Annotated in this window: 24 protein-coding genes; 7 read left to right on the top strand and 17 right to left on the bottom strand. The window is 49.4% G+C overall.

Annotation, left to right across the window (positions count from 1 at the left end; genetic code table 11):
* Window positions 1-6: 6 nt before the first annotated feature.
* The 5 genes from A1sIA56_RS01720 to A1sIA56_RS01700 all read right to left on the bottom strand — a co-directional run bounded on the left by A1sIA56_RS01720 (window position 7) and on the right by A1sIA56_RS01700 (window position 4,764).
* Window positions 7-1,236: a deoxyguanosinetriphosphate triphosphohydrolase gene (locus A1sIA56_RS01720; RefSeq protein ID WP_095673239.1), complete on the bottom strand. Its 1,230-nt coding sequence runs from the start codon at window positions 1,234-1,236 to the stop codon at window positions 7-9.
* Window positions 1,220-1,879, bottom strand: a complete 660-nt coding sequence (locus A1sIA56_RS01715; RefSeq protein ID WP_095673238.1) for a YdcF family protein — start codon at window positions 1,877-1,879, stop codon at window positions 1,220-1,222. Before A1sIA56_RS01715 ends, A1sIA56_RS01720 begins: the two co-directional genes overlap by 17 nt.
* Complete coding sequence (gene dusB / locus A1sIA56_RS01710; RefSeq protein ID WP_095673237.1) at window positions 1,879-3,045, bottom strand: tRNA dihydrouridine synthase DusB; 1,167 nt, start codon at window positions 3,043-3,045, stop codon at window positions 1,879-1,881. The genes A1sIA56_RS01715 and dusB overlap by 1 nt, the downstream gene beginning before the upstream one ends.
* A complete protein-coding gene (locus tag A1sIA56_RS01705; RefSeq protein WP_095673236.1) occupies window positions 3,015-4,394 on the bottom strand; it encodes a glycine--tRNA ligase in 1,380 nt (459 codons plus the stop codon). The genes dusB and A1sIA56_RS01705 overlap by 31 nt, the downstream gene beginning before the upstream one ends.
* 100 nt (window positions 4,395-4,494) lie before the next feature.
* Complete coding sequence (locus A1sIA56_RS01700) at window positions 4,495-4,764, bottom strand: antibiotic biosynthesis monooxygenase (RefSeq protein ID WP_095673235.1); 270 nt, start codon at window positions 4,762-4,764, stop codon at window positions 4,495-4,497.
* Window positions 4,765-4,829: 65 nt separating this feature from the next.
* Here A1sIA56_RS01700 and A1sIA56_RS01695 point away from each other — a divergent pair, with 65 nt between their 5' ends.
* Together A1sIA56_RS01695 and A1sIA56_RS01690 are read left to right on the top strand one after the other, a co-directional pair.
* On the top strand, window positions 4,830-5,579 hold the full coding sequence (locus A1sIA56_RS01695; RefSeq protein WP_095673234.1) for a ZIP family metal transporter: 750 nt from the start codon (window positions 4,830-4,832) through the stop codon (window positions 5,577-5,579).
* A 2-nt stretch (window positions 5,580-5,581) separates the two neighbouring features.
* Entirely contained in the window at window positions 5,582-5,947 is a 366-nt protein-coding gene (locus A1sIA56_RS01690) for a Fur family transcriptional regulator (RefSeq protein ID WP_095673233.1), read from the top strand.
* A 40-nt stretch (window positions 5,948-5,987) separates the two neighbouring features.
* Here A1sIA56_RS01690 and A1sIA56_RS01685 read toward each other — a convergent pair whose 3' ends face one another.
* The 6 genes from A1sIA56_RS01685 to A1sIA56_RS01660 all read right to left on the bottom strand — a co-directional run bounded on the left by A1sIA56_RS01685 (window position 5,988) and on the right by A1sIA56_RS01660 (window position 13,154).
* The gene (locus tag A1sIA56_RS01685) at window positions 5,988-6,698 is read right to left on the bottom strand and encodes an isoprenyl transferase (protein ID WP_095673232.1); all 711 of its coding nucleotides are present in this window, start codon (window positions 6,696-6,698) and stop codon (window positions 5,988-5,990) included.
* 10 nt (window positions 6,699-6,708) lie between these two features.
* Window positions 6,709-7,455 (bottom strand): DNA repair protein RecO, encoded by a 747-nt coding sequence (gene recO / locus A1sIA56_RS01680; protein WP_095673231.1) that lies wholly within the window; start codon window positions 7,453-7,455, stop codon window positions 6,709-6,711.
* A gap of 14 nt (window positions 7,456-7,469) precedes the next feature.
* Window positions 7,470-9,185 (bottom strand): 2-isopropylmalate synthase, encoded by a 1,716-nt coding sequence (gene leuA / locus A1sIA56_RS01675; protein WP_095673230.1) that lies wholly within the window; start codon window positions 9,183-9,185, stop codon window positions 7,470-7,472.
* Window positions 9,186-9,331: 146 nt separating this feature from the next.
* Window positions 9,332-10,096, bottom strand: coding sequence for a heliorhodopsin HeR (gene heR, locus A1sIA56_RS01670; RefSeq protein ID WP_095673229.1), 765 nt, complete (start codon window positions 10,094-10,096; stop codon window positions 9,332-9,334).
* Between the two features lie 36 nt (window positions 10,097-10,132).
* Window positions 10,133-11,425, bottom strand: coding sequence for a glutamine synthetase family protein (locus A1sIA56_RS01665; protein ID WP_095673228.1), 1,293 nt, complete (start codon window positions 11,423-11,425; stop codon window positions 10,133-10,135).
* Between the two features lie 61 nt (window positions 11,426-11,486).
* Window positions 11,487-13,154 carry an NAD+ synthase gene (locus A1sIA56_RS01660; RefSeq protein WP_095673227.1) on the bottom strand — a complete coding sequence of 556 codons (1,668 nt, stop codon included), beginning with the start codon at window positions 13,152-13,154 and terminating at the stop codon, window positions 11,487-11,489.
* Between the two features lie 77 nt (window positions 13,155-13,231).
* Here A1sIA56_RS01660 and panB point away from each other — a divergent pair, with 77 nt between their 5' ends.
* The 3 genes from panB to A1sIA56_RS01645 all read left to right on the top strand — a co-directional run bounded on the left by panB (window position 13,232) and on the right by A1sIA56_RS01645 (window position 16,093).
* Window positions 13,232-14,053 carry a 3-methyl-2-oxobutanoate hydroxymethyltransferase gene (gene panB, locus A1sIA56_RS01655; RefSeq protein ID WP_095673226.1) on the top strand — a complete coding sequence of 274 codons (822 nt, stop codon included), beginning with the start codon at window positions 13,232-13,234 and terminating at the stop codon, window positions 14,051-14,053.
* Window positions 14,054-14,138: 85 nt separating this feature from the next.
* Complete coding sequence (locus A1sIA56_RS01650; RefSeq protein ID WP_095673225.1) at window positions 14,139-15,407, top strand: MFS transporter; 1,269 nt, start codon at window positions 14,139-14,141, stop codon at window positions 15,405-15,407.
* A gap of 224 nt (window positions 15,408-15,631) precedes the next feature.
* Window positions 15,632-16,093 (top strand): hypothetical protein, encoded by a 462-nt coding sequence (locus A1sIA56_RS01645; protein ID WP_095673224.1) that lies wholly within the window; start codon window positions 15,632-15,634, stop codon window positions 16,091-16,093.
* 84 nt (window positions 16,094-16,177) lie between these two features.
* Here A1sIA56_RS01645 and A1sIA56_RS01640 read toward each other — a convergent pair whose 3' ends face one another.
* Window positions 16,178-16,660, bottom strand: coding sequence for a MarR family winged helix-turn-helix transcriptional regulator (locus tag A1sIA56_RS01640; RefSeq protein WP_095673223.1), 483 nt, complete (start codon window positions 16,658-16,660; stop codon window positions 16,178-16,180).
* A 72-nt stretch (window positions 16,661-16,732) separates the two neighbouring features.
* On the opposite strand from A1sIA56_RS01640, the gene A1sIA56_RS01635 reads away from it, so the two are divergent.
* On the top strand, window positions 16,733-18,685 hold the full coding sequence (locus A1sIA56_RS01635; protein WP_095673222.1) for a M13 family metallopeptidase: 1,953 nt from the start codon (window positions 16,733-16,735) through the stop codon (window positions 18,683-18,685).
* A 16-nt stretch (window positions 18,686-18,701) separates the two neighbouring features.
* The gene (locus A1sIA56_RS01630; protein ID WP_095673221.1) at window positions 18,702-19,232 is read left to right on the top strand and encodes a hypothetical protein; all 531 of its coding nucleotides are present in this window, start codon (window positions 18,702-18,704) and stop codon (window positions 19,230-19,232) included.
* Between the two features lie 59 nt (window positions 19,233-19,291).
* On the opposite strand, the gene A1sIA56_RS01625 is transcribed toward A1sIA56_RS01630, so the two are convergent.
* The 5 genes from A1sIA56_RS01625 to A1sIA56_RS01605 all read right to left on the bottom strand — a co-directional run bounded on the left by A1sIA56_RS01625 (window position 19,292) and on the right by A1sIA56_RS01605 (window position 25,283).
* Window positions 19,292-20,272: an ABC transporter ATP-binding protein gene (locus A1sIA56_RS01625; RefSeq protein WP_095673220.1), complete on the bottom strand. Its 981-nt coding sequence runs from the start codon at window positions 20,270-20,272 to the stop codon at window positions 19,292-19,294.
* Window positions 20,272-21,306 (bottom strand): ABC transporter ATP-binding protein, encoded by a 1,035-nt coding sequence (locus A1sIA56_RS01620; protein WP_095673219.1) that lies wholly within the window; start codon window positions 21,304-21,306, stop codon window positions 20,272-20,274. Before A1sIA56_RS01620 ends, A1sIA56_RS01625 begins: the two co-directional genes overlap by 1 nt.
* Window positions 21,303-22,307: an ABC transporter permease gene (locus tag A1sIA56_RS01615; RefSeq protein WP_095673218.1), complete on the bottom strand. Its 1,005-nt coding sequence runs from the start codon at window positions 22,305-22,307 to the stop codon at window positions 21,303-21,305. Before A1sIA56_RS01615 ends, A1sIA56_RS01620 begins: the two co-directional genes overlap by 4 nt.
* Before the next feature lie 126 nt (window positions 22,308-22,433).
* Window positions 22,434-24,188, bottom strand: a complete 1,755-nt coding sequence (locus tag A1sIA56_RS01610; RefSeq protein WP_095673217.1) for an ABC transporter substrate-binding protein — start codon at window positions 24,186-24,188, stop codon at window positions 22,434-22,436.
* Window positions 24,189-24,320: 132 nt separating this feature from the next.
* A complete protein-coding gene (locus tag A1sIA56_RS01605) occupies window positions 24,321-25,283 on the bottom strand; it encodes an ABC transporter permease (RefSeq protein ID WP_095673216.1) in 963 nt (320 codons plus the stop codon).
* Window positions 25,284-25,349: the final 66 nt, after the last annotated feature.

Here is a 25,349-nt window from a genome sequence, read left to right as displayed (position 1 = left end):
CCTACCTTAGCGACGCTTTGAAAGGTGTGCATGGAGCGCATATGCGCCAGGGTCAGTCAGGCTGGCAATCTGGTCTACGACAACGCGTAGGCGTTCGGAATCGGTAGTGGCCAGCTTCCAATCATCTTCGAAGATGGGGTCGAGTTCATTAGGCGCTGCTTCAAAGAGCATCTCGACGAGTTCGTGGATTACTACTTGTTGCTTTGCATATCGCTCTTGCGACGCTGCTGCATTGATCAAATAGTGCCCAGCAACAGCCTTAAGGAAATCTACTTCAATCTTCTGCTCGCGCGGAATTTCAAGGTTTGCGCTGTATCGAGTAAGTGGACCATCTCCATGAATCTTGCGAGTTTCCAGTTCGGCTGAAAGAACAAAGCGACCAATGAGCTGTGAAGTTGTATCTTTCAAGCGAGCAAGTGCGCGATGAGTTCTATCGAATGATGCTGGCCAGCAGGAAAGAGCCTGCAGGCGTGTGAGTGCAGCAGCTGCTTCATCTTTGCTCGCATCCGAACCATAGCCATTGACCATCTCTGTGTAGAGAATGTCGAGGTCATTATCAAAGTTCTTTACAGTGATTTGTCCAGCAAAGATTGCATCTTCGAGGTCGTGGACTGAGTAAGCGCAATCATCAGACCAATCCATGATCTGCGCTTCAATACATTTACGTCCTGCAGGTGCGCCTTGGCGAACCCAGTTAAAGATCTCTGTGTCATCGTCATAGACGCCGAACTTGCGAGGATTCTCTGCGCGCGCCCATGGATATTTCGTTGCGGCATCAAGGGATGCGCGAGTGAGATTTAATCCAATTGTCTTTCCATCTGTATCAACTGTCTTTGCCTCAATGCGAGTTAGCAGTCGGAAAGATTGCGCGTTGCCTTCAAAGCCACCACAAGGGGCGGCAACTTCTGCCAGCGCTTCTTCACCATTGTGTCCGAAAGGCGGGTGGCCCATATCGTGCGACAAACATGCTGTTTCAAGTAAATCAGGATCTGCACCCAGTGATTCACCGAGCTCGCGACCAATCTGTGCGCATTCGAGTGAGTGAGATAAACGTGTACGTTGGAAATCGTTCTCCCACGGCACAGCTACTTGAGTCTTTGCGGCTAGACGGCGAAGTGCAGCTGAGTGAATAACTCGTGCGCGATCGCGCATGAATTCTGTCCGGCCAGGACGCTTTGCCGGCTCGTCGAGATAGCGCTCTTGATCTGCTGCGCTGTAATTACTGGACGATGTCATACACATACCTTACAAGCCCGCTATTGGTGAGATGGTCTGAGATATGAATACCTCGGCGACCTAAGGTGATGTAGGCAAGATAAGCGCCCGCTTCGCGAATTAAGTATCGGTACCTTGAATTTTCCAGTGTATTTGGCCCTGTTTGAGCAGGTGAACATGTTGCAACTGCACCAAAATCATTTGCCATCGTCATTGCGCGCTGGCAGTGATAGGCATCAGTTGCGATGATGACATTGGTCAGTTTTCTTTTGCGCATCTCATCGATATAACTCTTTGTCTGCGTCAAAGTATCGCGGCCAACTGGAAGTGAAATTACTTTGCTGCGTGAAACTCCGTTGCGGGTTAACCAATATTTACCAGCAGCTGCCTCTGTTGTGCGATCTCCTGGTGCACCTGCGCCAACGGTAATGATGAGGGGTGCATATCCAAGTTTCTGAATTCGCTTCGCCTCTTGCAAGCGCGCAAGAAGAACTTCACCTGGTGCGCCATTAAGTTGAGCGGCTCCTGGCACAACGATGACATCAGCTGAGGTGCGAATTGTTGGGTTCTTTGCAGAGTTCCAAGTAACGAAGAGTGCGTATGTAGGAATGATGACAACGATGGCAAGTACGAGAGAAATCAGGCGACGAATGAGCTTAAACATTAGCCACCCGAGAACATATCTTCAGCATCGAGATGAATCATCTCGTCAGGATCATTGAGCCAACCATCAGGCAAGGTTGGCGGACGACCACTGCTTGTGCGTCCACGTGGTTTATCGCCAATCTCAATGGGATATGGCTGATCATCGAGTTGATCAAGTAAGAAGCGAAGTTCCTTAAGTGAGCCCACCATGCCGAATTGGCGACGGAGCTCTGATGGAACGCGGAAACCTTTGAGATACCAAGCCATATGTTTACGAAGGTCGCGACATCCGCGATCTTCAGATTCAAAGTAATCAACGATGAGTTCACCGTGACGGAACATCACTTCGCGCACTTCATGCAAAGTCGGCAGCACGCGATTATCTCCGCCAGAAAAAGATTCGACGAGATCTGCAAAGAGCCATGGGCGTCCAAGACATCCACGACCTACAACAACGCCTGCGCAGCCTGTTTGGCGCACCATTTCTGCGCCATCAGCGCCTGACCAGATATCGCCATTTCCTAGTACGGGTACTCCGGTTGGTTTCAGATGTTCAACTAAATTCTTAATAGCAGACCAATCGGCCTTGCCTTCATACATCTGCTGTGCAGTACGTGCATGCAATGCTACCCAGGCAACACCTAGATCTGCGGCTGACTTTGCTGCCTCTAGATATGTGTGGTGATCAGTATCGATACCAATGCGCATTTTTACAGTGACAGGAATTCCGTAAGGTTTTGCATTATCAACTGCTGCCTTCACAATTTCGCGGAAGAGATTACGTTTAAAGGGAAGCGCTGCTCCCCCGCCTTTACGAGTTACCTTCGGAACTGGACAACCAAAATTCATATCAATGTGATCAGCTAAATTTTCGCGACCGATCATCTTTACCGCTTCACCCATGTGGTGTGGATCGACGCTATAGAGCTGCACCGAACGAGGCCATTCGCCTGCACCTGGTTCAATCATGCGCAGCGTTTCAGGAATACGTTCTAGAAGTGCGCGAGCAGTAACCATCTCAGAGACAAAGAGACCAGCGCCTTGTTCGCGACAGAGCATGCGAAATGGAGCGTTGGTAATTCCTGCCATTGGTGCAAGCACCACAGGAGGGTCTACTAGATGGACTCCATCTTTGAGCGGGAGTTGTAAGGGATCTAGCAGCCGAGTAGACGTGGCGCTAGCCATGCTTCTACTTGATCAATACCAATGCGCTCTTGCGCCATGGTGTCGCGATCGCGGATTGTGACTGCTTGATCTTCAAGTGTCTCGAAGTCGATAGTGATGCAGTACGGAGTACCGATTTCATCTTGGCGACGGTAACGACGGCCAATTGCACCTGAATCATCGAAATCAATGTTCCAGTTCTTACGCAATTGCGCAGCAAGGTCGCGTGCCTTTGGAGAAAGGTCAGCGTTACGTGAAAGTGGAAGCACTGCAGCCTTTACAGGTGCGAGGCGGTGATCGAACTTCATCACTGCGCGCTTCTCCATCTCACCCTTTGCATTAGGTGCTTCATCTTCTGTGTAAGCATCCATCATGAATGTCAGGGTGCAACGATCAACACCAGCTGCAGGTTCGATGACGTAAGGAGTCCAGCGTTCATTCTTCTCTTGATCGAAGTATGAAAGGTCCTTGCCAGATGCTGCTGAGTGAGCCTTAAGGTCGAAGTCTGTGCGGTTTGCAATTCCTTCGAGCTCGCCCCATTCAGTGCCGTTAAATTCAAACTTGTATTCGATATCGGCTGTGCGCTTTGAATAGTGCGACAACTTCTCTTTAGGATGATCGTAGATACGTAGGCGATCTGGATTGATTCCAAGATCCTTGTACCAAGCAAGGCGAGTATCGATCCAGTATTGGTGCCACTCTTCATCTGTTCCAGGAACGACGAAGAATTCCATCTCCATCTGCTCGAATTCACGAGTACGGAAGATGAAGTTTCCTGGAGTAATTTCGTTACGGAATGACTTACCGATCTGGCCGATACCGAAAGGTGGCTTCTTGCGAGATGTAGTCATGACCTGATCAAAGTTAATAAAGATTCCCTGCGCTGTTTCTGGGCGAAGGTAGGCAAGGCCTGATTCATCTTCGACTGGTCCAAGGAAGGTTTTGAGCAAACCTGAGAACTGCTTCGGTGTTGTGAATTGACCTTTATTGCCACATGCCGGGCAGTTCATATCTGCAAGGGATGCAAGTGGCTTTCCATGCTTGGCTTCATAAGCTTCTTCAAGGTGGTCTGCGCGGTAACGCTTATTACAAGCAGTACATTCGGTAAGCGGATCGCTAAATGTTGCAACGTGTCCTGATGCTTCCCAGACTTCGCGAGCTAAAATCACTGAGGAGTCGATACCGACAACATCTTCGCGACCCATAACCATTGACTTCCACCACTGGCGCTTCACGTTATTTTTGAGTTCTACTCCGAGTGGGCCGTAATCCCAAGAAGCGCGAAGGCCTCCGTAAATTTCTGATGAGGGGAATACAAATCCACGACGCTTTGATAGCGAAACAATATTTTCAAGACGGTCTACGGCCATTTCACAATCCTCATTCGGCTAATTTACTTAGCCGGTGAAATTGAGATAGTCCGGCTGGCTGTCGGCGAATAACAACGGTCGTTGTAATCGTGTGCTTAGTTTACTCGTAGGCTCCGGGTTCATCGATCGCGCGAGCAAGTACAGGAATCGCTTCTAACTTTGCGCGAGTAGAACTTAAAGCTCTGCGATATGAGCCCACGTTCTCCCATTCAGTGCTTAAAACCCAGAGCGTTGGCTCATCGAGATTCTGGCCAACAGTTCCTGAGAGATATCCGGCCGCCTGGGCCAAAACATCGCGGGCCAGTTCAATCTCTGCGCGGAATGAGGCTGATTCGCTCATGGGAACCTGGAATCGTGCGATCGCAATCATGAGGTGAGCCTAGGGTGCTGGGCAACGGAAATGAAAATCATTTTCATTTGTGATACCTTCTGGCTATGAACATCGCAATCATCTTGGCGGCATCGACTGCAATCGCAACAACCACAGGCGGCTACTTAGCAATTAAGTCAAAGGATCGCCTTCATCTTGTCCTTGGGCTCTCTGCCGGACTACTTCTTGGCCTTGTTGCATTCGATCTTCTTCCTGAAATCTTCGAACTTAACACTCAGGAATTTCTCCACGCACCTGCTGCATCAATCGCGCTCGTTGCCGGGTTCTTACTTCTTCACTTCTACGAACAGATCTTCGGTTCTCACGAGCCAGCTGAATCTGATTACGGTCACGACCACGATCACTCATCCAATATTGCAGGTGCATTTGGCGCATTAGCGATGGGTGGCCACGTATTCCTTGATGGCGTTGCACTCGGTGTTGCATTCTCTGTCAGTAACAATCTTGGTGTTGCTGTATTTATCGCACTTCTCGTTCACGCATTCTCTGATGGACTCAATACCGTTTCATTCTTGATCAAGAGTGGTTCTTGGGGCAAGAAGGGCGTCTGGCTGCTTGGAGTCGATGCAGTTGCACGTATCAGTGGTGCAGCAATCGGTTCCAGCTTTGCCGTTAACGATAACTTCGTTGGGCTTTATCTAGCTCTCTTTGCCGGAATTGTTATCTACCTAGCAACATCACACATTCTGCCCGAAGCACATTCACGACATAAGTCTCGATACACAATCATGGCAACGATTATCGGCGTGCTCGTGATGTGGGCTCTTGTCGGATTCCTTCACGGCATGGAATAAGAATGTCTCGTTCCAACCCTCGAGTCTTAAGTACTCTCGAGCGCGCCGGCGGATTTGCTAGCGCACAAGAGGTGTACAGACTCATGCAGCGAGAAGGTGAAAGCATTGGTCTGACCACTGTTTATCGATCATTGCAAAGTTTGGTCAATGACAAGATTGTCGATGTATTACGCCGCGAAGATGGTGAAGCTATCTATCGCCTCTGCGGAGAAGCCCACCATCATCACTTAGTCTGCAAATCATGCGGTGTTACCGTGGAAATCGAAGGTGGCGCGATTGAAAAATGGGCGAAAGTAATGGCAGAAGAACACGGCTTTCGCGAAGTAGGACACACGGCAGAAATCTTTGGCCTCTGCAGCAAGTGCTAATTCTCTAAGCGCTACCGCAATCTCTTCAATTCGGAATTAGCTACGCACTTCCGAATCTCCGCTCACGCTCTGAGTAAATCTCGATCGCTTTCCACAAAAGCTTTGGCGTCATATCTGGCCACAAAACATCCATGAAGACGAACTCGGCATATGACGATTGCCATGGCAAGAAGTTACTGGTGCGCTGTTCACCTGATGAACGCAAAAACATATCGACATCGCGCATCTTTGGTGAGTAAAGGTACTTCTCTAAAGTCTTCTCAGTGATTGCATCAGCCTTCACTTTTCCACGCTTTACATCGCGAGCTAATTCAGCAGCGGCATCAACGATCTCTGCACGCCCACCATAGTTAACGCACATATTGAGAGTGAGCTTCTTATTCTTCTTGGTGAGCTCTTCTGCTTCTTCAAGCTCTGAAATCACTGATTTCCATAAGCGCTGTGGGCGACCCAACCAATTGATCTTTACGCCCATCTCGTTGAGGCGATCACGACGGGTGCGCAGCATTTCGCGGCTGTAGCCCATCAAGAACTTCACTTCTTCAGGGCTGCGCTTCCAGTTCTCTGTTGAGAATGCATATGCGCTGATCTCTTTCACACCGAATTCAATGGCGGCTTCAACGATATCGAAGAGAACCTTTTCGCCGGCCTGATGTCCCGCTGTGCGTGGAAGGCCACGGTCTTTGGCCCATCGCCCATTTCCATCCATCACGATTGCGATGTGTTGGGGAATCTCAATCTTCTTAGCCATCAGTGTCTAACTAAGCCCTCTCGACCATCGGCAAACTTCGTAGTCCGCGTTCAAGGTGCCATTGTAGGTAAGCAGTTACCAAACCACTAGCCTCTCGGCGATGTCTTGGTTCGCTTTTTTCTGCCGTATCCCAATCACCTTTAAGCAAGGCCTGCATTAATTCAAGGGCTTCACTTGAAGCTGTTGCTGATGCAGAGGGGCGGCAATCCATGCAGACAGATCCGCCGCCGACCAATGAGAAGTAACGGTGAGGTCCTGGCTTTTCGCAGCGAGAACATGCAGTCATTGATGGTTCGTATCCACCAATGGAAAGTGAGCGAAGCAAGAATGCATCAAGAATCAGAGATGAGTCGTAGCGGTTTTCGGCGAGTGCTTTCATGCCACCGACAACAAGATGAAACTCTTGCGCTGCTGGCTCTTCTTCTTGTTGAGTAAAACGTTCTGCTGTTTCCAGAATTGCGTGAGCAATTGTCCAGCGCTGGTAATCCTCAGTGAGCGCTTCGCCGTAATTCATAATTGCTTCTACTTGAGTAATGGTGTCGAAGGTTTTTCCGGCATGCATCTGAATATCGACATGGCTGCCGGGTTCAAGGCGTGCGCCGAACTTCGACATAGTGCGACGAACGCCTTTTGCTACGCCGCGAATACGGCCATGCTCTTTGGTGAGCAGAGTAATGATGCGATCTGCTTCGCCTAACTTCTGCGTGCGCAGAATGATTGCCTCATCGCGATAGAGCTTTGTTTGAGGCGCAGACATACTGCGTACGATAGTTAGCGAATAGCGCGATTGATTGCAGACACGACCGCTTTAAGAGAAGCAGTCGTTGTATTAGGGTCGATTCCGACTCCCCAGAAGACATCTCCTGCAATCGCACACTCGAGGTAGGCAGCAGCTGATGCATCGCCTCCAGATGAGAGTGCGTGCTCGTGGAAATCTAGAACGCGAACATCAACGCCATAGTTCTGCAAGATATGACAGAACGCCGCAATTGGTCCGTTACCCGTCCCGGCTAACTCAACCGATTCTCCACGATCCGTCATCTTCACAGTGAGCTGAACATCTTCACCCATCACAGAAACTTGTGACATTCCTTTAAGGCGGAAACGACCCCACGGTGCTGAATCTGTTGGCAGATACTCATCTTCGAAGATATGCCACAGCTGCTCTGCAGTTACTTCGCCACCTTCGTTATCTGTCTTTGCCTGAACAATCTTCGAGAATTCAATCTGATGGCGACGTGGAAGATCGAGATGGTGCTCGTTCTTCATCAAGTATGCGACTCCGCCCTTACCTGATTGTGAATTCACGCGAATCACTGCTTCGTAGGAACGGCCAATATCTTTTGGATCAATCGGAAGGTATGGAACTGCCCAAGTGTGGTTATCGACTGTATTTCCTGCAGCCTTTGCATCGCGCTCGAGATGTTCGAAGCCCTTCTTAATTGCATCCTGGTGTGATCCAGAGAAAGCTGTAAAGACAAGGTCTCCACCGTATGGGTGGCGTTCTGGAACACGGAGTTGATTTCCGTATTCGACGGTACGTCGAATCTCATCGATATCGCTGAAATCGATATGTGGATCAATTCCGTGAGAAACCATATTCATGCCAAGGGTTACAAGACATACGTTTCCAGTGCGTTCTCCGTTACCGAACAGAGTTCCTTCGATGCGATCTGCTCCTGCTAAGTAGCCAAGTTCTGCGGCTGCAACACCTGTTCCACGGTCGTTATGTGGGTGCAACGAAACAATAACGCTGTCGCGGTTGTTGAGGTTGCGACACATCCACTCGATGGAATCGGCATAAACATTGGGCGTTGCCATTTCGACAGTTGCAGGAAGATTCATGATGGTCTTCCACTGTGGCGTTGGCTTCCAGACATCATTGACCGCGTTGCAGACTTCGACAGCGAATTCGAGTTCAGTGCCGGTATATGACTCTGGTGAATATTCAAATGAAACCTTGGTCTCAGGAACTGTTGCCATTAAATCAAGGCAGAGTTGAGCCGCATCTGTTGCAATCTTCTTGATGCCATCTTTATCAAGGCCGAATACAACACGGCGCTGCAAAGTAGATGTCGAGTTGTAAAGGTGAACGATTGCCTGCTTAGAACCCTTGATGGCTTCATAGGTTCGGCGGATAAGCGGTTCGCGTGCCTGAGTAAGCACCTGGATGATGACATCATCTGGAATTAGGTTTTCATCAATGATCTTGCGAACGAAGTCAAAATCAGTCTGAGATGCTGAAGGAAAACCCACTTCAATCTCTTTGTAACCCATTGCAACGAGCAACTTGAACATTGCTAGCTTGCGAGGGGTATCCATTGGGTCAATGAGCGCCTGGTTGCCATCGCGAAGATCGACTGAACACCACTGTGGGGCCTTGGTCATCTTCTTGCTTGGCCAGGTGCGATCTTCAAGTTCTACAGGGATGAATGGTGAATAACGATGCACCGGCATCTTCGAAGGCGTTTGCTTTGGGAAATTCATTTACTTAGCTCCTCATTAGTTTGGTTTACCTGCGGTGTTTACCGGCAACACCAAACTCCGCAGCGAGGAGACCGGTTGTTAGGCCTCGCTACGGCGGATAAGGAGGAGTCCGCGGAGTTTCATAGAGCCCAAGGATATCCCGAGTTCTACTGAGGAATCAAGGTGCCAGAGAAGATCTGCCAAGCAAGGGCCGATTTAGCAACGAGTGAGAGCGTTATATAGGTCTTCTCACCGCGAATGTAATCCGACCACTTGCCCACTTTTTTATATTGCAGATACTGCACGATGGCAAAAGTGTTGAAGAGAATGAAGATTGAGAAGACGATTCCATAAACGAATGCTGGCGCCTTGGTATCTCCTGGACCACCAATTGCAAGAACGTAGAACAAGAGCGCAAGCCATGGAACAGCTCCTGCGATACATCCGAAGATATAAGGAAGCCATCCACCATTTCCTGGCTGCTCATACTTCTCTTGAAGCCATCCAAATAAAATCATTGAAGCGTTAACACCAAAGAGAGCAATAACAGCAACAACATCAGATACGCCTGTAATCAGAGCGATCAGAACGATCATCACTGATGAACTCAAGGAGTACTCAACCCAGCGGAAGTAATTGCGTTGTGCGGCTAAGCCTGCGCTATAGCGACCAAAGAATTGTGGGCTTGCAACAAGGAAGTGGAAGAAAGCGGAGAGACCAAGAAATATCGCAACGGTTAGTCCAATTGGCGCTTCGAGCAAAGTAACGGGTTCAGCAAAGACACTTCCCGGAGGACCTGCCATGTAACGCGCAACAATCGGCAAGGTGAAGTCATTTGCAAGGGCAAGCACTGCGATCATCTGTACGAGATGGAAGAAGCCAGCAATAAGGTTGTAGCGACGAATAGATCCTGCGTTGATTTCTTTAGCCATAGGTAAAGGCTACAAAGAACTCCTCACGATTACCTGTTACAGGACAGGTAAATAGCGATCTAATTCGTAGGCGCTGACCTGGCGGCGATAGTCCTGCCACTCTGCACGCTTATTGCGAAGGAAGTAGTCGAAGACGTGCTCGCCTAGAGTCTCGCGGACAAGCTCGCTCTTCTCCATCACCAAGATCGCTTCTTCCAGGTTTGACGGAAGAAGTTGGTTATCCGTTGATGGTTCGAGAACATACTTCTTCTCAATTCCCTTAAGGCCAGCTGCAATCATCACTGCATAGGCAAGGTAAGGATTACATGCAGAATCTGGTGAGCGGAATTCGATACGAGTTGAGTTCTCTTTATTTGGCTTATACATAGGGATACGTACAAGTGCGCCGCGATCGTTATGGCCCCAGTTAATAATCGAAGGTGCTTCTCCCCCGCCTTGTAGACGCTTATAAGAGTTGACCCACTGGTTGGTGACGGCAGTGATTTCAGCAGCATGCTTCAAGATGCCGGCAATAAATTGACGACCGACAGTTGAAAGATTGAGCTCTGCCTTATCGTCATAGAAAGCATTCTTCTCACCATCAAAGAGTGAGACGTGTGTGTGCATTCCAGAGCCAGGATGTTCGGTAAATGGCTTTGGCATGAAGGATGCAAAGAAACCTTGGTTGAGTGCAACCTCCTTAATGACATGGCGGAAAGTCATGATGTTATCGGCAGTGCTCAAGGCATCTGCATAACGAAGATCAATTTCCTGCTGACCAGGAGCGCCTTCATGGTGGCTAAATTCAACTGAGACTCCCATCGCTTCTAGCAACGTGATTGCTTGGCGACGGAAGTCATGGCCCACAACGGCAGGTGTGTGATCGAAGTAGCCACCTTGATCTACAGGAACTGGTGCAACGCCTTTTTCTGGCTGTGATTTAAAGAGGAAGAATTCAATTTCCGGGTGGGTGTAACAGGTGTACCCCATCTTTGCGGCCTTATCTAAGGTGCGACGAAGAACATTGCGTGGGTCGGCAGGAGATGCTTCACCGCTCGGCAAAGTGATATCGCAGAACATACGTGCAGCACCTTGTGCTTCAGCGCGCCACGGCAAGATCGTAAATGTTGCAGGGTCTGGCTTTGCCAACATATCGGATTCAAATTCGCGGGCGAAACCTTGAATTGCCGAACCGTCGAAACCGATTCCTTCTTCAAATGCGCTATCTAATTCAGCAGGTGCAATCGCTACAGATTTAAGAGTTCCAAGAATGTCTGTAAACCACAGACGGATAAAACGGATATCGCGCTCTTCGATTGTGCGAAGGACAAACTCTTGCTGCTTGCTCATATTTTCACTTGGGGACATGTGCCCCATCGTGCCAAAGAGAAGTTACGGCAGTGTTACAAAATTAGAGTTCTCGCCACTTACTGGTCATTGGCAGACGTCGATCCTTACCGAAAGCACGCTTAGAAACCTTGGTGCCAGGCGGATATTGGCGGCGCTTGTATTCAGCCTTATCGACCATCGCGATTACTCGCATCACCAACTCTTTATCAAAGCCGGCCGCAATCAAGGCATCGCGCCCTAGGTCATCATCGACATATGCCTTAAGGACCTGATCGAGAATTTCATATTCAGGAAGGGAATCAGAATCTTTTTGATCAGGACGCAGTTCGGCAGATGGCTCTTTGGTAATTGAGTTCTCTGGAATCGGTGGGACTTCACCAGCTTCTTTTGCCACCTGATTGCGCCAACGAGAAAGTGCCCAGACATCGGTCTTATAAATATCTTTAATCGGCGCATAGCCACCGACGGCATCGCCATACAAAGTTGAATATCCGCAGGCAAGCTCTGATTTATTTCCTGTGGCCAAAACCAAGTGACCCTCTTGATTAGAAAGACCCATCAGCGTTGTTCCGCGAACACGTGCCTGCAAATTCTCTTCGGCAAGACCGGTGAGTTCTACCTGGTCACGGAAGGTATCGACCATCTTCTGAATCTCAACGATGCGAAAAGCTAGGCCGGTATGTGCAGCCATCGCTTCGGCATCGGCAATCGAATGATCAGATGAATACTTACTTGGCATGCCCACACCAAAGACGCGGTCTGGACCAAGTGCATCAACGGCAAGAGCTGCAACGAGTGCGGAATCGATTCCGCCAGAAAGCCCAACGAGAACGGACTTGAAACCATTCTTTGTCACGTAATCGCGAAGGCCCACAACGATGGCGTTCCACATCTCTTCTTCATCGCCCAATCGATGCGCAATCCCAGGAATCGAAAGCTTTGCGATTTCGACTGCATCCTCAGAGATGATGACATCGGGCTTTGATGTGCCAGTTGCAGCTTCGACATCAACAATCATGACGCCATCTTCAAATTGAGGTGCTCGTGCAATGACCGCACCTTCTGCATTTACAACAATGCTGTCGCCATCAAAAACCAAATCATCTTGGCCACCAGTCATATTGACGTAGGCAAGTGGAGCCTTAGCCTCGCGAGCGCGTTTGGTAACAAGGCTTAAACGAACGTCATCTTTAGCGCGTTCATACGGTGAACCATTAGGAACAATGACAAGTCCTGGAGTGCGGGCTGCAAGCTTTGCCGTGATTCCACCATCAATCCAGAGGTCTTCACAGATTGCGATTCCAACGTCAACGCCATGGATGCGAACAACCAGAGTTGAATCCCCTGCTACGAAATTTCGGAATTCATCGAATACGCCGTAGTTAGGTAGGTGGCACTTGGCATAACGCGCCTTTACTTCTCCGCCTGCAATAACAGCGACCATGTTCTGGGGCTTGCCATCGACCTGGTCTAAGTAACCAACGATGGAGACGATGCTCTTATCTAATTGAGAAGCGAGCGCGGAAAGAGCTGTCTTACTCGCTATCTGAAACGAAGGACGGAGCGCCAAATCTTCAACGGGATATCCAGTCAGAACCATCTCGGGGAAGATCGCGATATGCGCACCCGCTCCAACTGCCTGATCTACCGATTGCTTAATCAGCGCAGCATTACCCGCAAGGTCTCCGACCGTGGGGTTGATTTGAGCTAGCGCCAATCGCAACTTCATAGTTCAAGAGTAACGGGAGTACCATTTGATGGAAGACCCGGGGACCTCGCATGAGGCTTCGAGGCAGGAGATAAAAAATGAGTACTTCAACGACCCTTTATGGCGGCGCATCCCACCGACGTGTGACCATCCTCGACCTGCGCGCTGCCAAAGAGCGCGGTGAAAAATGGGCGATGCTCACCAGCTATGAACAGATGACCGCTTCCATCTTCGATGAGGCCGGTATACCCGTCCTTCTCGTCGGCGATAGCGCCGGCAATAATTTCTTTGGCGAAGAAAACACCATCCCTGTCACTGTCGATGATTTGATTCCACTGACCCGCGCAGTTGTTCGCGGCTCACAGCGCGCCCTAGTAATTGCAGACCTTCCCTTTGGTTCTTATGAATCTTCTCCTGAACAAGCACTTGCGACATCAACGCGATTTTTTAAAGAGTCAGGTGCGATGGCGGTAAAGCTTGAAGGTGCTCACCTGGCAACTGTTGAAAAGTTAACCTCTGCCGGCATTCCAGTCATGGGCCACTTGGGCCTTACCCCGCAATCACTTCATCAGCTGGGTGGCTATCGCGTGCAGGGTCGAACCGATGGAGATGCGATTTTGGAAGCGGCGCTCGCCCTGGAAAAAGCTGGTGCATTTGCCATAGTTCTAGAACTAGTACCCGCCGATTTAGCGGCGCGAATTACTGCAGCCCTTTCTATTCCAACGATCGGAATCGGCGCCGGAAGTAATTGCGATGCCCAGGTTCTTGTCTGGACAGATATGGCAGGCTTCACCGCCAATCCGCCAAAGCTGGCCAAGGCATACCGAAATCTGCGCAAGGAATTATTCGATGCCACCCAAGAATTCGCGGAGGAAGTTCGATTGGGCCAGTTCCCTACTGCGACCCAAACCTTCCATTAGGAATCCTTTTCGGGCAATGTAGAAAACTGTGTTCTTTCTTCTCATGTTTTCGTAGTTGCCCGTAAAGGATGGTTAAGGTTCGGATGTGGCAAAGTTCGCGATCGACCTCACCCCGCTGAAGAAATACCCCGATTTCCGAAATCTCTGGACTGCGGGGCTCATTTCTTACTTCGGATCGATGATTACCTACGTTGCACTGCCCTTCCAACTCAAAGAGCTGACCGGTTCCTACCTTGCGGTCGGACTTTTAGGTGTCGTTGAAATCGTTCCGCTCATCATCTTCGGACTTTATGGCGGGGTTCTAGCCGATTCAGTCGATCGCAAGAAGATGGTCTGGGCCACCGAAGCCGGCGCTCTTGTCCTTGTTCTTGTCCTTCTAGGGAACTCACTTCTTGGAAGCCCAAAAACTCTTGCCATCTATCTCGTTGCTGCTCTCTTTGCAGTAGTCGATGGATTGCAGCGCCCATCAATGGATGCGATGTTGCCTCGCCTTGTCAGTCATGAAGATTTGCCGGCGGCAAGTGCGCTCTTAAGTTTGCGTTGGCAGCTCGGTGTCATTGTTGGTCCAACACTTGGTGGAGTTATCTTCTCAACGATGTCAGTAAGTGCAGGATTCGTTGTCGACATCGGAACATATTTGCTTTCATTATTTTTCCTTGCGCGAGTGCGATCCATCCCGCCTTCAAAGGAAGCCGAAAAGCCATCTCTGGCAGCGTTATTAGATGGTGTGAGATATGCATTTAAGCGCCAAGATTTATTGGGCACTTACATTATTGATCTCGCTGCCATGACACTTGCAATGCCGATGGCCCTCTATCCATTTTGGGCAGATGATTTGGGTGCACCTTGGGCGCTCGGATTTTTCTACGCATCAATTACCGTCGGCTCGGTTTTCATCACTCTGACATCTGGATGGACTCGCACCTATCGATTCCATGGCCGGGCCGTTATTTTGGCGGCGATGGGTTGGGGCCTGGCAGTTGCCGCTGCGGGTTTGAGCAACTCACTGATCCTCGTACTGATCTTCTTAACAATTGCCGGAGCCTTCGACATGGTCAGCGCCCTCTTCCGAGGAAATATTTGGAACCAAACCATCCCCGATAACTTCCGCGGACGGCTTGCTGGAATCGAACTTCTTTCATATTCAGTCGGTCCATTAGCGGGACAACTTCGCGCCGCATCAATGGCTGCAGCTACCAGCTTGTCCTTTTCGGTAACTTCCGGAGGGCTGATGTGCGTCGTTGTGGTCGGATTTTTGGCAATTTTCTTGCCGAAAATGTGGAAATATGACGTCGAAACGAACGAATTTGCCGTTCGAGAGCGAGAAATTCGTAAAAATCGGGAAAATTCCTAACTCTCAATCGAATATTTAACTTTTTCGCCAGATTTTTATTAAAAAATTTAGAAAATAAGTTAATGAAAATGCGAAAGAGCACATTAAAAATAAAAAAATAATTAGCGACACGCACTGCGAAATTTCTCACTATGTAGTGGCATTTTTTTCAATATTCCGTCACACTTATCTACGAAACAGGTTTGGGTGACGGATCCGAACCCTTCCGATTAGGAGATAAACACATGGCTGCAGCTAAGAAATCTGCTCCAAAGCGCAAGAAGGCAGCTGCTAAGACAGCTGCTCCAAAGCGTCGTAAGAAGGCTGCTGTAAAGGCAGCTGCACCAAAGCGTCGTAAGAAGGCAGCTGCGAAGAAGGCAGCTCCAAAGCGCAAGAAGGCAGCTGCAAAGCCAGCTGCAAAGAAGGCAGCTCCAAAGCGCCGCAAGAAGGCAGCAGCTAAGAAGGCTGCTCCAAAGCGCCGCAAGAAGGCAGCAGCTGCAAAGCCAGCTGCTAAGAAGGCTGCTCCAAAGCGCCGCAAGAAGAAGGCTGCAGCTGCAACAGTTGCTGCTCCAAAGAAGCGTCGTAAGAAGGCTGCAAAGCCAGCTGCTAAGAAGGCTGCTCCAAAGCGCAAGAAGGCAGCTGCTAAGCCAGCTGCAAAGAAGGCTGCTCCAAAGCGTCGTAAGAAGGCAGTTAAGAAGGCTAAGTAATTTAACCTCTTATAAAAAACCCCGCCAGGTAACTGGCGGGGTTTTTTATTGCAAGAAAATAAATGGAAGTTAATCTTCTGGAGTTTATTCCTCGATTGGATTCTCTTTCAATGAATCTGTAACGCGTTCAAAAATTTCAGCAAGAACTCGTTGATCTTCCTTTGTGAGGTGATCTAAGAACCGAGTGCGAACGCTATCGACATGGTCTGGGGCTGCAGCCACAATTGCCTTCCATCCCTTGGCCGTCATCACAGCAAAGTAGCCACGTTTATCGTCAGGGCAGGCTTCTCGCTTCACCCAGCCGGCCTTCTCCATCACCTTAATTCTGTGCGAAAGACGCGACCTTGAGAGCATGGCAACATCAGCCAATTCACTCATACGCATCTTCCGCTCTGGGGCATCGCTGAGCTGAGCCAAAACTTCATAATCTGCCATCGAAAGTTCGTGATGATCGAGGTCGTAATCCAAGGCCTCAAGTAGGCGGCGGCTAGCGATGATGTAGCGGCGCCAAGCCTTCATTTCGGCAGGGTTTAACCAACGTGGTGTTGTAGCGTTTTGCCCTGCCATGCATAGAAGTGTACGGCAGAAGTAGAATATGTTGAACTTTCAACTACTTTTCATACAACCGAATTGGATGACATGAGCCTCACATCAGGAATCGATACCGCTTCGCTCGACCAGCTGGTCCGCCCGCAAGATGACCTCTTCCGCCACTACAACGGCAAGTGGGTCCGCGAGTACGAGATGCCAGCAGACCGCTCAAGCGATGGAATCTTCCGCAAACTTCATGATGAAGCCGAAGAACAAGTTCGCCAGATCATCGAAACCTCATCAGGTACCGGTGAAGCTCAGAAGATCGGCGACCTCTACAAATCATTTATGGATACCGACGCCATCAAGGCTCGTGGAATTTCACCCATAGTCGATGACCTCGCTGCCATCGATGGCATCACCAATCTTCAAGAATTTATCACCGTCATGGCTCGCCTTGAGATGCGCGGCATCGGCGGAATCTTTGGGGCAGCTATCTACCCCGATGCAATGGATTCCAATACCAATATCTTGTACATCGGACAGGGCGGACTTTCACTGCCCGATGAGTCTTACTATCGCGAAGAACAATTCGCATCGATTCGCACCGCCTTCATCGATCACGTCACCAAGATGTGCGCGTTGGTCGGAATCGCTAATGGCGCAGATCTAGCGACAAAGATTCTGGCTCTTGAAACCGAGATTGCTACCCACCACTGGGATCAAGTTAAGGATCGCGATGCAACCCTGACCTATAACAAGTACAGCCGCGCAGAGCTTGAAGACCTTGCCCCACACTTCTTATTCGATACCTGGGCAACCAATGCCAAGGTGCCGGCAAAGGCATTTGAGACCCTGGTTGTCTGCGAACCATCTTTCTTTGAATCAGTTTCCGCGATGTTTGCCAACTTCGATGCCAACCGCGAATCATGGGTAGCTTGGCTCAAACTCAATCTCGTCTCTGCAAGCGCTGCATTTTTAACCGATGACATCGTCCAGCAGAACTTCGAGTTCTATGCCAAGACTCTTTCAGGCACTCCTCAAATCCGTGATCGCTGGAAGCGCGGAGTCTCAGTGACTCAAGGCGCTCTCGGTGAAGCAATCGGCAAGGTCTATGTTGAAAAGCACTTCCCTGCACGAGCCAAGGAAGAGATGAAGGTCTTGGTCGATTACCTCCTTGAGGCATATCGTTTAAGCATTCTCGAACTTCCGTGGATGTCTGATGTCACCAAAGAAAAGGCACTTGAAAAGCTGAAGAAGTTCACTCCCAAGATCGGCTACCCCGATAAGTGGCGCGACTATTCAACTCTCGAAATTTCTGCAGATGACTTAATAGGCAACCTTTGGCGCATTGCTGAATTCGATCATGCCTATGCCATCGCAAAGATCGGCGCACCTGTCGATCGCGATGAATGGCATATGACCCCTCAGACTGTGAATGCCTATTACAACCCGCTCGCCAACGAGATCGTCTTCCCAGCCGCAATCTTGCAGCCACCATTCTTCGACCTCGATGCCGAAATGGCTGCCAACTACGGCGGAATCGGTGCAACTATCGGCCACGAAATCGGCCACGGCTTTGATGATCAAGGTTCTAAGTACGACGGCGATGGCAACATGGTCGATTGGTGGACTGATGAAGATCGCGCAAAGTTTGAAGAGCTCACCAGCGTTCTCGTAAAGCAATTCGATGCTCTCTCACCTGAAAGCACACCTGATATCCACGTTAACGGCGCCTTCACACTCGGTGAGAACATCGGAGACCTTGGTGGCCTTGCAATCGCCTATAAAGCCTACAAATTGGCCCTTAAGGGCGCCGAAAGCCCTGTGATCGATGGATTTACAGGCGATCAACGCTTCTTCCTCTCTTACGCGCATTCATGGCGTAATAAGAACCGCCCTGAAGAAGTTCGCCGCCGTATCGCAATCGACCCACACTCCCCTGATGAGTTCCGCTGCAACCAAATCGTGCGTAACGTCCAGGAGTTCTACGACGCATTCGCAGTCACTGAAAAAGATGAGCTCTGGCTAGCGCCTAAAGAGCGCGTACGGATTTGGTAAAGGTAGAATCGCGACCATGAAAAAACTTTCTCGTAAGCAGTGGATCATCATCGCTGTCGTCGTCCTTATCGGTGGAGCAATCCTTCGCTCAGCGACCAATAGCGGCCCTGAACTCCCTGCAGATACCACGACCCTCGTCCAAGAAGAAGCTCCAACAGCAACAATTGGCTTCGACTCACCGCTTGATCTCGGTAACGGCGTCTTCGTGACTGTCTCAGCTCCAACTCGATTCACACCAACAACGTTCATGACAAATATCGATCAGAAGCCAAAGACTTCTAACGCATTCGATGTCATCATCAAGAACGGTGGTTCAACTCCACTTGATTTCACCACAGTCTCACTCGAAGCTGTATCAGGTGCCAATGTCTGCTTCGACGTCCTTGGTGACCTCGATATCAACGGAGCTCCAACTGAAGCTCTCAAGGCAGGCGGTGAAATCAGCTACAAGTACGGCGTAGGTTGCCAAGCAGCAGCTGGTGAACCACTTACTCTGACAGTGCGCATCGGCGAATCAACTGTTCAGGTAGATGGAAAGATCGCTTAACTCGTTATTGCAAATAAGAAAGCCCCGGCCAATTGGTCGGGGCTTTCTTATTGTGGCAATTAATCCTCTGGATAGTGGCAAGCAATGCGGTGATTGGTGCCGATCTGCATCAACTGTGGAACTTCTGTACGACACTTATCCTGTGCCTTCCAGCAGCGAGTATTAAATACGCAACCTGCTGGTGGGTTTACTGGGCTTGGAAGATCGCCCTGCAAAATAATGCGTTCGCGCTTACGTCCCTTAATTGGATCTGCAACAGGAACAGCAGATAGCAACGCCTTTGTATATGGATGGCGTGGGTGGGTAAAGAGATCGACCTTATCTGCCTCTTCCATCACCTTGCCGAGATACATAACAATCACGCGATCTGAGATGTGCTGAACAACTGAAAGATCGTGAGCGACGAAGATGTAAGCCATATTGAATTCATCTTGCAGATCTTCAAGAAGGTTAACGACCTGTGCCTGAATTGAAACATCGAGAGCCGAAACAGGTTCGTCAGCAACGATAAGTTTTGGCTTCAGTGCAATCGCGCGAGCTACACCAATACGTTGGCGCTGTCCGCCAGAGAATTCATGTGGATAGCGGTTGATATGTTCAGGGTTAAGTCCCACGCGAGCCATGAGGCGCTGTACTTCAGCCTCAATTCCGCCCTCAGGAGTGATCTTCTGAATTTCAAATGCTGCGCCGATAAGGCTTCCAACAGTCTGACGTGGATTAAGGGATGCGAATGGATCCTGGAAGATCATCTGCATCTGTGAACGAAGTGGCTTCATCTGCTTCGGTGTCAGATTGGTGATGTCCTGACCGTCGAAGGTGATCTTGCCGCCCGTTGGTTCGTATAACTTCAAGATTGTGCGACCAGCTGTGGTCTTACCGCAACCTGATTCACCGACGAGGCCGATTGTCTGACCGGCATAAATTTCAAGGTCAATGCCATCGACTGCCTTAACAGTTCCCTTTACCTTCGAGAATGCTCCACCCGTTGTTGTTGGGAAGTGCTTCTGTAGTCCTTCAATCTTAAGAATTGGATGAGTCATTAGTTGCCACCGATTTCTTTACGGGCTTTGACGAGCTCAGCCTCTGAGAGGTGGCAACGTGAGAAGTGATCAGTTGTCTTTTGATCAAGAGTTGGCGCAGTTGTTGCACAGAGATTGCCAGGAACGCGATCTGAGAATGAGCAACGGGCGCGGAATGAACAACCCTGAGGAAGATTGATCAGTGATGGTGGCTGACCAGGAATCGCAACGAGACGCTTTGATTCGAGTTCGCCAATCTTTGGAATCGAATTGAGAAGACCGATCGCATAAGGATGATCTGGGCGGTAGTAGATATCTTCAGCTCCGCCGCTTTCGACAATCTTTCCTGCATACATGACGTTGACGCGGTCAGCGACTTCAGCAACAACGCCAAGATCGTGAGTAATCAAGATAAGAGCCATGTTGAACTCTTTCTGCATATCTCGAATGAGCTGCAGAATCTGTGACTGAACTGTCACATCGAGAGCTGTCGTTGGTTCGTCAGCGATAAGAAGTGATGGGTTATTAATCAATGCCATCGCAATCATTACGCGTTGGCGCATGCCACCTGAGAATTGGTGTGGGAATTCATCGACGCGCTTTGATGCAGCTGGAATTCCTACGAGGTCCAACATCTCGATAGCGCGCTTCTTACCGGCAGCCTTATCGCCCTCGTTATAGAGAGACCACGCTTCGATGAGCTGGTTGCCGATTGAGTAATAAGGGTGCAGAGCTGACATTGGATCTTGGAAGATCATCGACATCGCCTTGCCGCGCAGCTTACGAACTACCTCTTCATCGGCAGAGATAACATCGACGGGGCCTGATTCAAGATTGAGAAGCGCTTGGCCGGTAATTTGGGTGCGCTTGCGGTCGTGTAGACCCATGACAGCCAACGAAGTAACAGACTTCCCTGAACCGGATTCGCCTACGACTGCAAGGGTTTCACCACGTGCGACGGAAAATGAGATGTCATTAGATGCCTGAACGAGGCCATCTTCAGTAGGAAATGCAACGTTAAGGTTCTTAACCTCGAGGAATGGCTTCCGGGTCATGATGCAACTCGCACTCGTGGATCGATATAGGCATACAAGATATCCACCAACAAGTTAGCGACAACAACGAATGTTGCTGCCAAGATAGTTGTGGCAAGAATTGTTGGAAGGTCATAATCATTGAGCACGGCACGAATTGATAGACGTCCGAGCCCAGGTAAGTTGAAGATACTTTCAGTAATGATTGCGCCTCCGAGCAAACCAGCAAAATCAAGACCGGCCATGGTGACAATCGGAGCAAGAGCTGCGCGAAGTGTGTGCTTGCGTAAGATTTCACGTTCAGGCAAGCCCTTTGCGCGCGCAGTACGGATGTAATCTTCAGAAGAAGTCTCGATGACATTCGAACGGGTAAAGCGTGTGTAGTTGGCAGCATAGAGAAGTGCCAAGGTGATGCATGGGAAGATAAAAGTCTTAAACCATCCCACGGGATCTTCATATGGTGAGACCCAGCGTCCCAACTCGATGGGGTTAATCAAATTAAATTTAAGTGCGACGAAGAGAAGAATCAGAATTCCTGAGATAAATGTTGGAAGAGATGTACCGACAAGGACGAATGCCGTTGCCGCTCGATCTTGCCATTGGTTCTTTCTTCGCGCCGCCAAAATTCCAAGGCTGACACCCACCGAAATCCAGAGAACAAAGGCGCCTAGGGCCATGGAAAGCGTTACTGGGAATGCTTCCTTGATAAGTGTGGTCACGCACTCGTGACGGTTAAATGAATATCCAAAAGCTGGCGCTGGGCATTCGATCTTCGCTGCGCCATCGCCATATTCGCGTCCTGCTACTAAACCTTTAACAAATCTTCCATATTGCACATGCACTGGGACATCGAGTCCGAGACGATGGCGGTTAGCTTCGATTACTGAAGGCGAACATGCCTTGCCGCAGGTAAGAGCTGCCGGATCCATCGGAAGTACTGCGAAGATGCCAAATACAGACATGCTGACGAGAGTCAGGACCACAAAGGTCGCACTCAATCGTCGAGCTAAGTACTTCAACATCTTTATATCTCCTAAAAATAAACGATTAAAAATTCTAGATTTCGTGGAGTTGCGGGCGGCTCATTTCTGAACCGCCCGCAACCAGCTACGAATAGCTAATTAACTTTAGATTTCTCTAGAGGTTAATTAGTTCTTTACGTACATCTGTCCGAAGCCGAAGTTACCTTGTGGCTCCCAGTAGTAAACGCCGCCGACCTTAGATCCCCAAACTTCTTGGGTCTTTGAGAAGACAGGGCGGATGATCCAGTACTGATCCATAACGTACTGTGAAAGTTCCTTCCACATCGCTGCCTGCTTGGTGCGGTTAGTTTCTACCTTTGCTGCATCTGACTTCTTCTTGAATGCTGCGTATGCAGGGTCATCCCAGTTCTGAGCCAAGTTAAATCCACCCTCTTTTGTGAAGAGTTCAGGAATAACTGTTGATGCGTTTGCCCAGTCAGCTCCCCAACCAGCAGATGAAATGTCATTCTGCTTGTCGTTGTTGAGAACTGTTGAGTAGTACTGACCTGATGGAATGAAGTTGAACTTCACAACAATGCCAGCTTCCTTTGCAGCATTCTGAATCAATACAGATGCCTTCTCGTTTGTTGCAGACTGTGCAATATCCCAAACGATTCCCTTGTCAGCAGATGTCGCGCGAGCGTATGCATCTGGGCATGAGGTCTTTGCCTTAGCCATCAATGAAGCTGCATATGTTGCATTTCCAGTGATCTTCCAGTTTGGATCGTGAATGTTGCCCTTTGTCTTTGTGTAGTCAAGACCGAGAACTGGCTTAACAGGGTTATCTCCTGGATCTCCGTAGAACTCACGTCCACCTGAAAGGTCGATGAGAGCCTGTGTGTCGATCGCGAAGAAGAGAGCCTTACGTACATCGAGGCAATCCATCTTGCCCTTCTTGACGTTCATTGCTGAGTAGCGAACGTATGGGTCGTACACGTTAAAGCGCTGAGCCTTCTTTGTTGGGTCAGCGAAGAATGCACGTGTATTTGCTGGCTGTAGTGAATCAAGTGAAGCTGTGTTTGGGATCTGATCTTCGAGCATGATCTGATCGCGAACATCTTCAGCTAGACCGAAGCGAACAACGATGTTATCTGGGTATGGAGTACGGATTGCGTCAGAAGACTTCTTCCAAGCAGCGTTACGTACGAGTTCCATCTGATCGCCGATCTTGTATGAAGCAATCTTGTATGGACCGTTAGCGAATGGCTTGAGGTCGTACTTATCTCCAGTGTCCTTTGAAGCCTTAACTGGTGCACCTGCTGGGTAAGTAAGTGCGTAGTTGAAGTCAGCAAATGAGCGGTTTAGCTTGAAGGTAATTGTGTTACCTGAGCAAGAAACTGCCTTATCGAACTGAGCCTGTCCGGTCTTCTTGTAAGGACCCTTGTATACAGATGCGCCATCTTTATCCTTAGGGATATCGAGTGCCTGTACGAGGTACTGAGGACCATCTGTGATTACATCGCCAGCGAATGGACGTGAAACACCGTACTTGACGTCAGCACAGGTAACAGCTGAGCCGTCTTCCCATGTGATGCCTGAACGAAGTGTGAACTTCCATGTCTTAGCAGCGTTTGATGGAACACCAGTGTTTGTTGCAAGGTCTGCAACGAGTGATGAACCTGCTGATCCTGGGACCGGCTTGTATGAAACCAAGTTGCGGTAGATGTATGAGTTGAAGAACGCGATATCGCGGCCTGTGTAAACACGGGCTGGATCTACGTGGTCAAACTGCTCTTGATGTGTAATGAAGTACAAAGTGCCGCCAGTAACTGGCTTTTCTGCAGCGTTTGCACTTGAGCCTGCAGCAACTGTTACGCCAACAGCAAGTGCGATTGCAGCTGTTGAAGCAAGGATGCGACGGCTAGTTTTCAAACCGGACATGTGTCCTCCTTGTAGAAGCGGTTCTGGTCCACGGGTCGTGAATCAGAGTTGAAACTTCATTAAGAGAAACTCGCGAGATATCTCTTCACTGAAGCTTCTTTCCCATATTGCTATGGGAAATCTAGGGCCTTTCTATCGTCCTGCTTTTGGATCGAGCGCATCGCGAATCGCATCACCCAAGAGGTTGAGCGAGAGCACAATGGCAATCAGGATTACTGATGGAATAAGAAGATATGCAGGGTCGTTACGCCAGTAACCAACGGCATCAGATAACACGAGTCCGAATGTTGAAGCCGGTGGTCGTACACCAACGCCCAAGAAAGAGAATGTTGCTTCTGCTGCGATATAGGCAGGAAGCGATAGAGAAGTGAAGACGATTGCTGTTGGCCAAAGATTGGGAAGAATCTCCTTCACAATGATGCGCCAACTTGATGCGCCCATTGCTTGCGCCGCCATAACAAAATCACGTTCGCGTAATGACATAGCTTGCGAACGGATAAGTCGGTAAAAACCAGTCCAACCAAAGAAGACCAAGAAGATAACCAGAACCAAGATACGCGCAGCATTTTCATGTGCGATACCGGTTGCTTCAACGCGCTGCACCAATGGAAGTGAGAGCGCGATGATCATGAAGGTACCTGGGAATGAGAGAAGGAAATCTGCAAAACGTCCGACAATTGAATCGACGCGACCCTTGAAGTAGCCGGTTGCAATTCCAATCAGCATGCCGATTCCGATTGATGCAGTTGTTGCAATGACTGCCACTAAGAATGAAAGTTGTGAACCGTAGAGAAGAAGTGCGAAAACGTCGCGACCGACGCCTGGCTCAACTCCAAGTGGGTGATCCCATGACACGCCGCCCCATTTACCGATTGGCATTGCGAATTCGTCAAGAACGCCTTCGTAGATAGTTGTGTTATCTACTCCGAATGCGCGTGTAATAAGAGGTGCGAGAATTGAACAGAGTAAGAAGAAGATCGTCGTGTATCCCGCATAAACGCCAACTTTGTTGCGCTTAAAGCGCGCCCAAGCGATCTGTTTTGGGGTGCGCTGAACAATCTCTTGTGACTCTTCCTTGAGTACGGACTCAGCCAATTAGAACGCTCCCTCAGCTTCGACGCAGGCAAGACCTACCCGCGAGTACTGCAAGGTAGTCGCATT

Origin of the sequence: Candidatus Planktophila sulfonica, assembly GCF_002288065.1 — a bacterium.
Lineage (GTDB): Bacteria > Actinomycetota > Actinomycetes > Nanopelagicales > Nanopelagicaceae > Planktophila > Planktophila sulfonica.
Note: the sequence above shows the minus strand (reverse complement) of the source record. Positions and strands in the feature narration are given on the sequence as shown.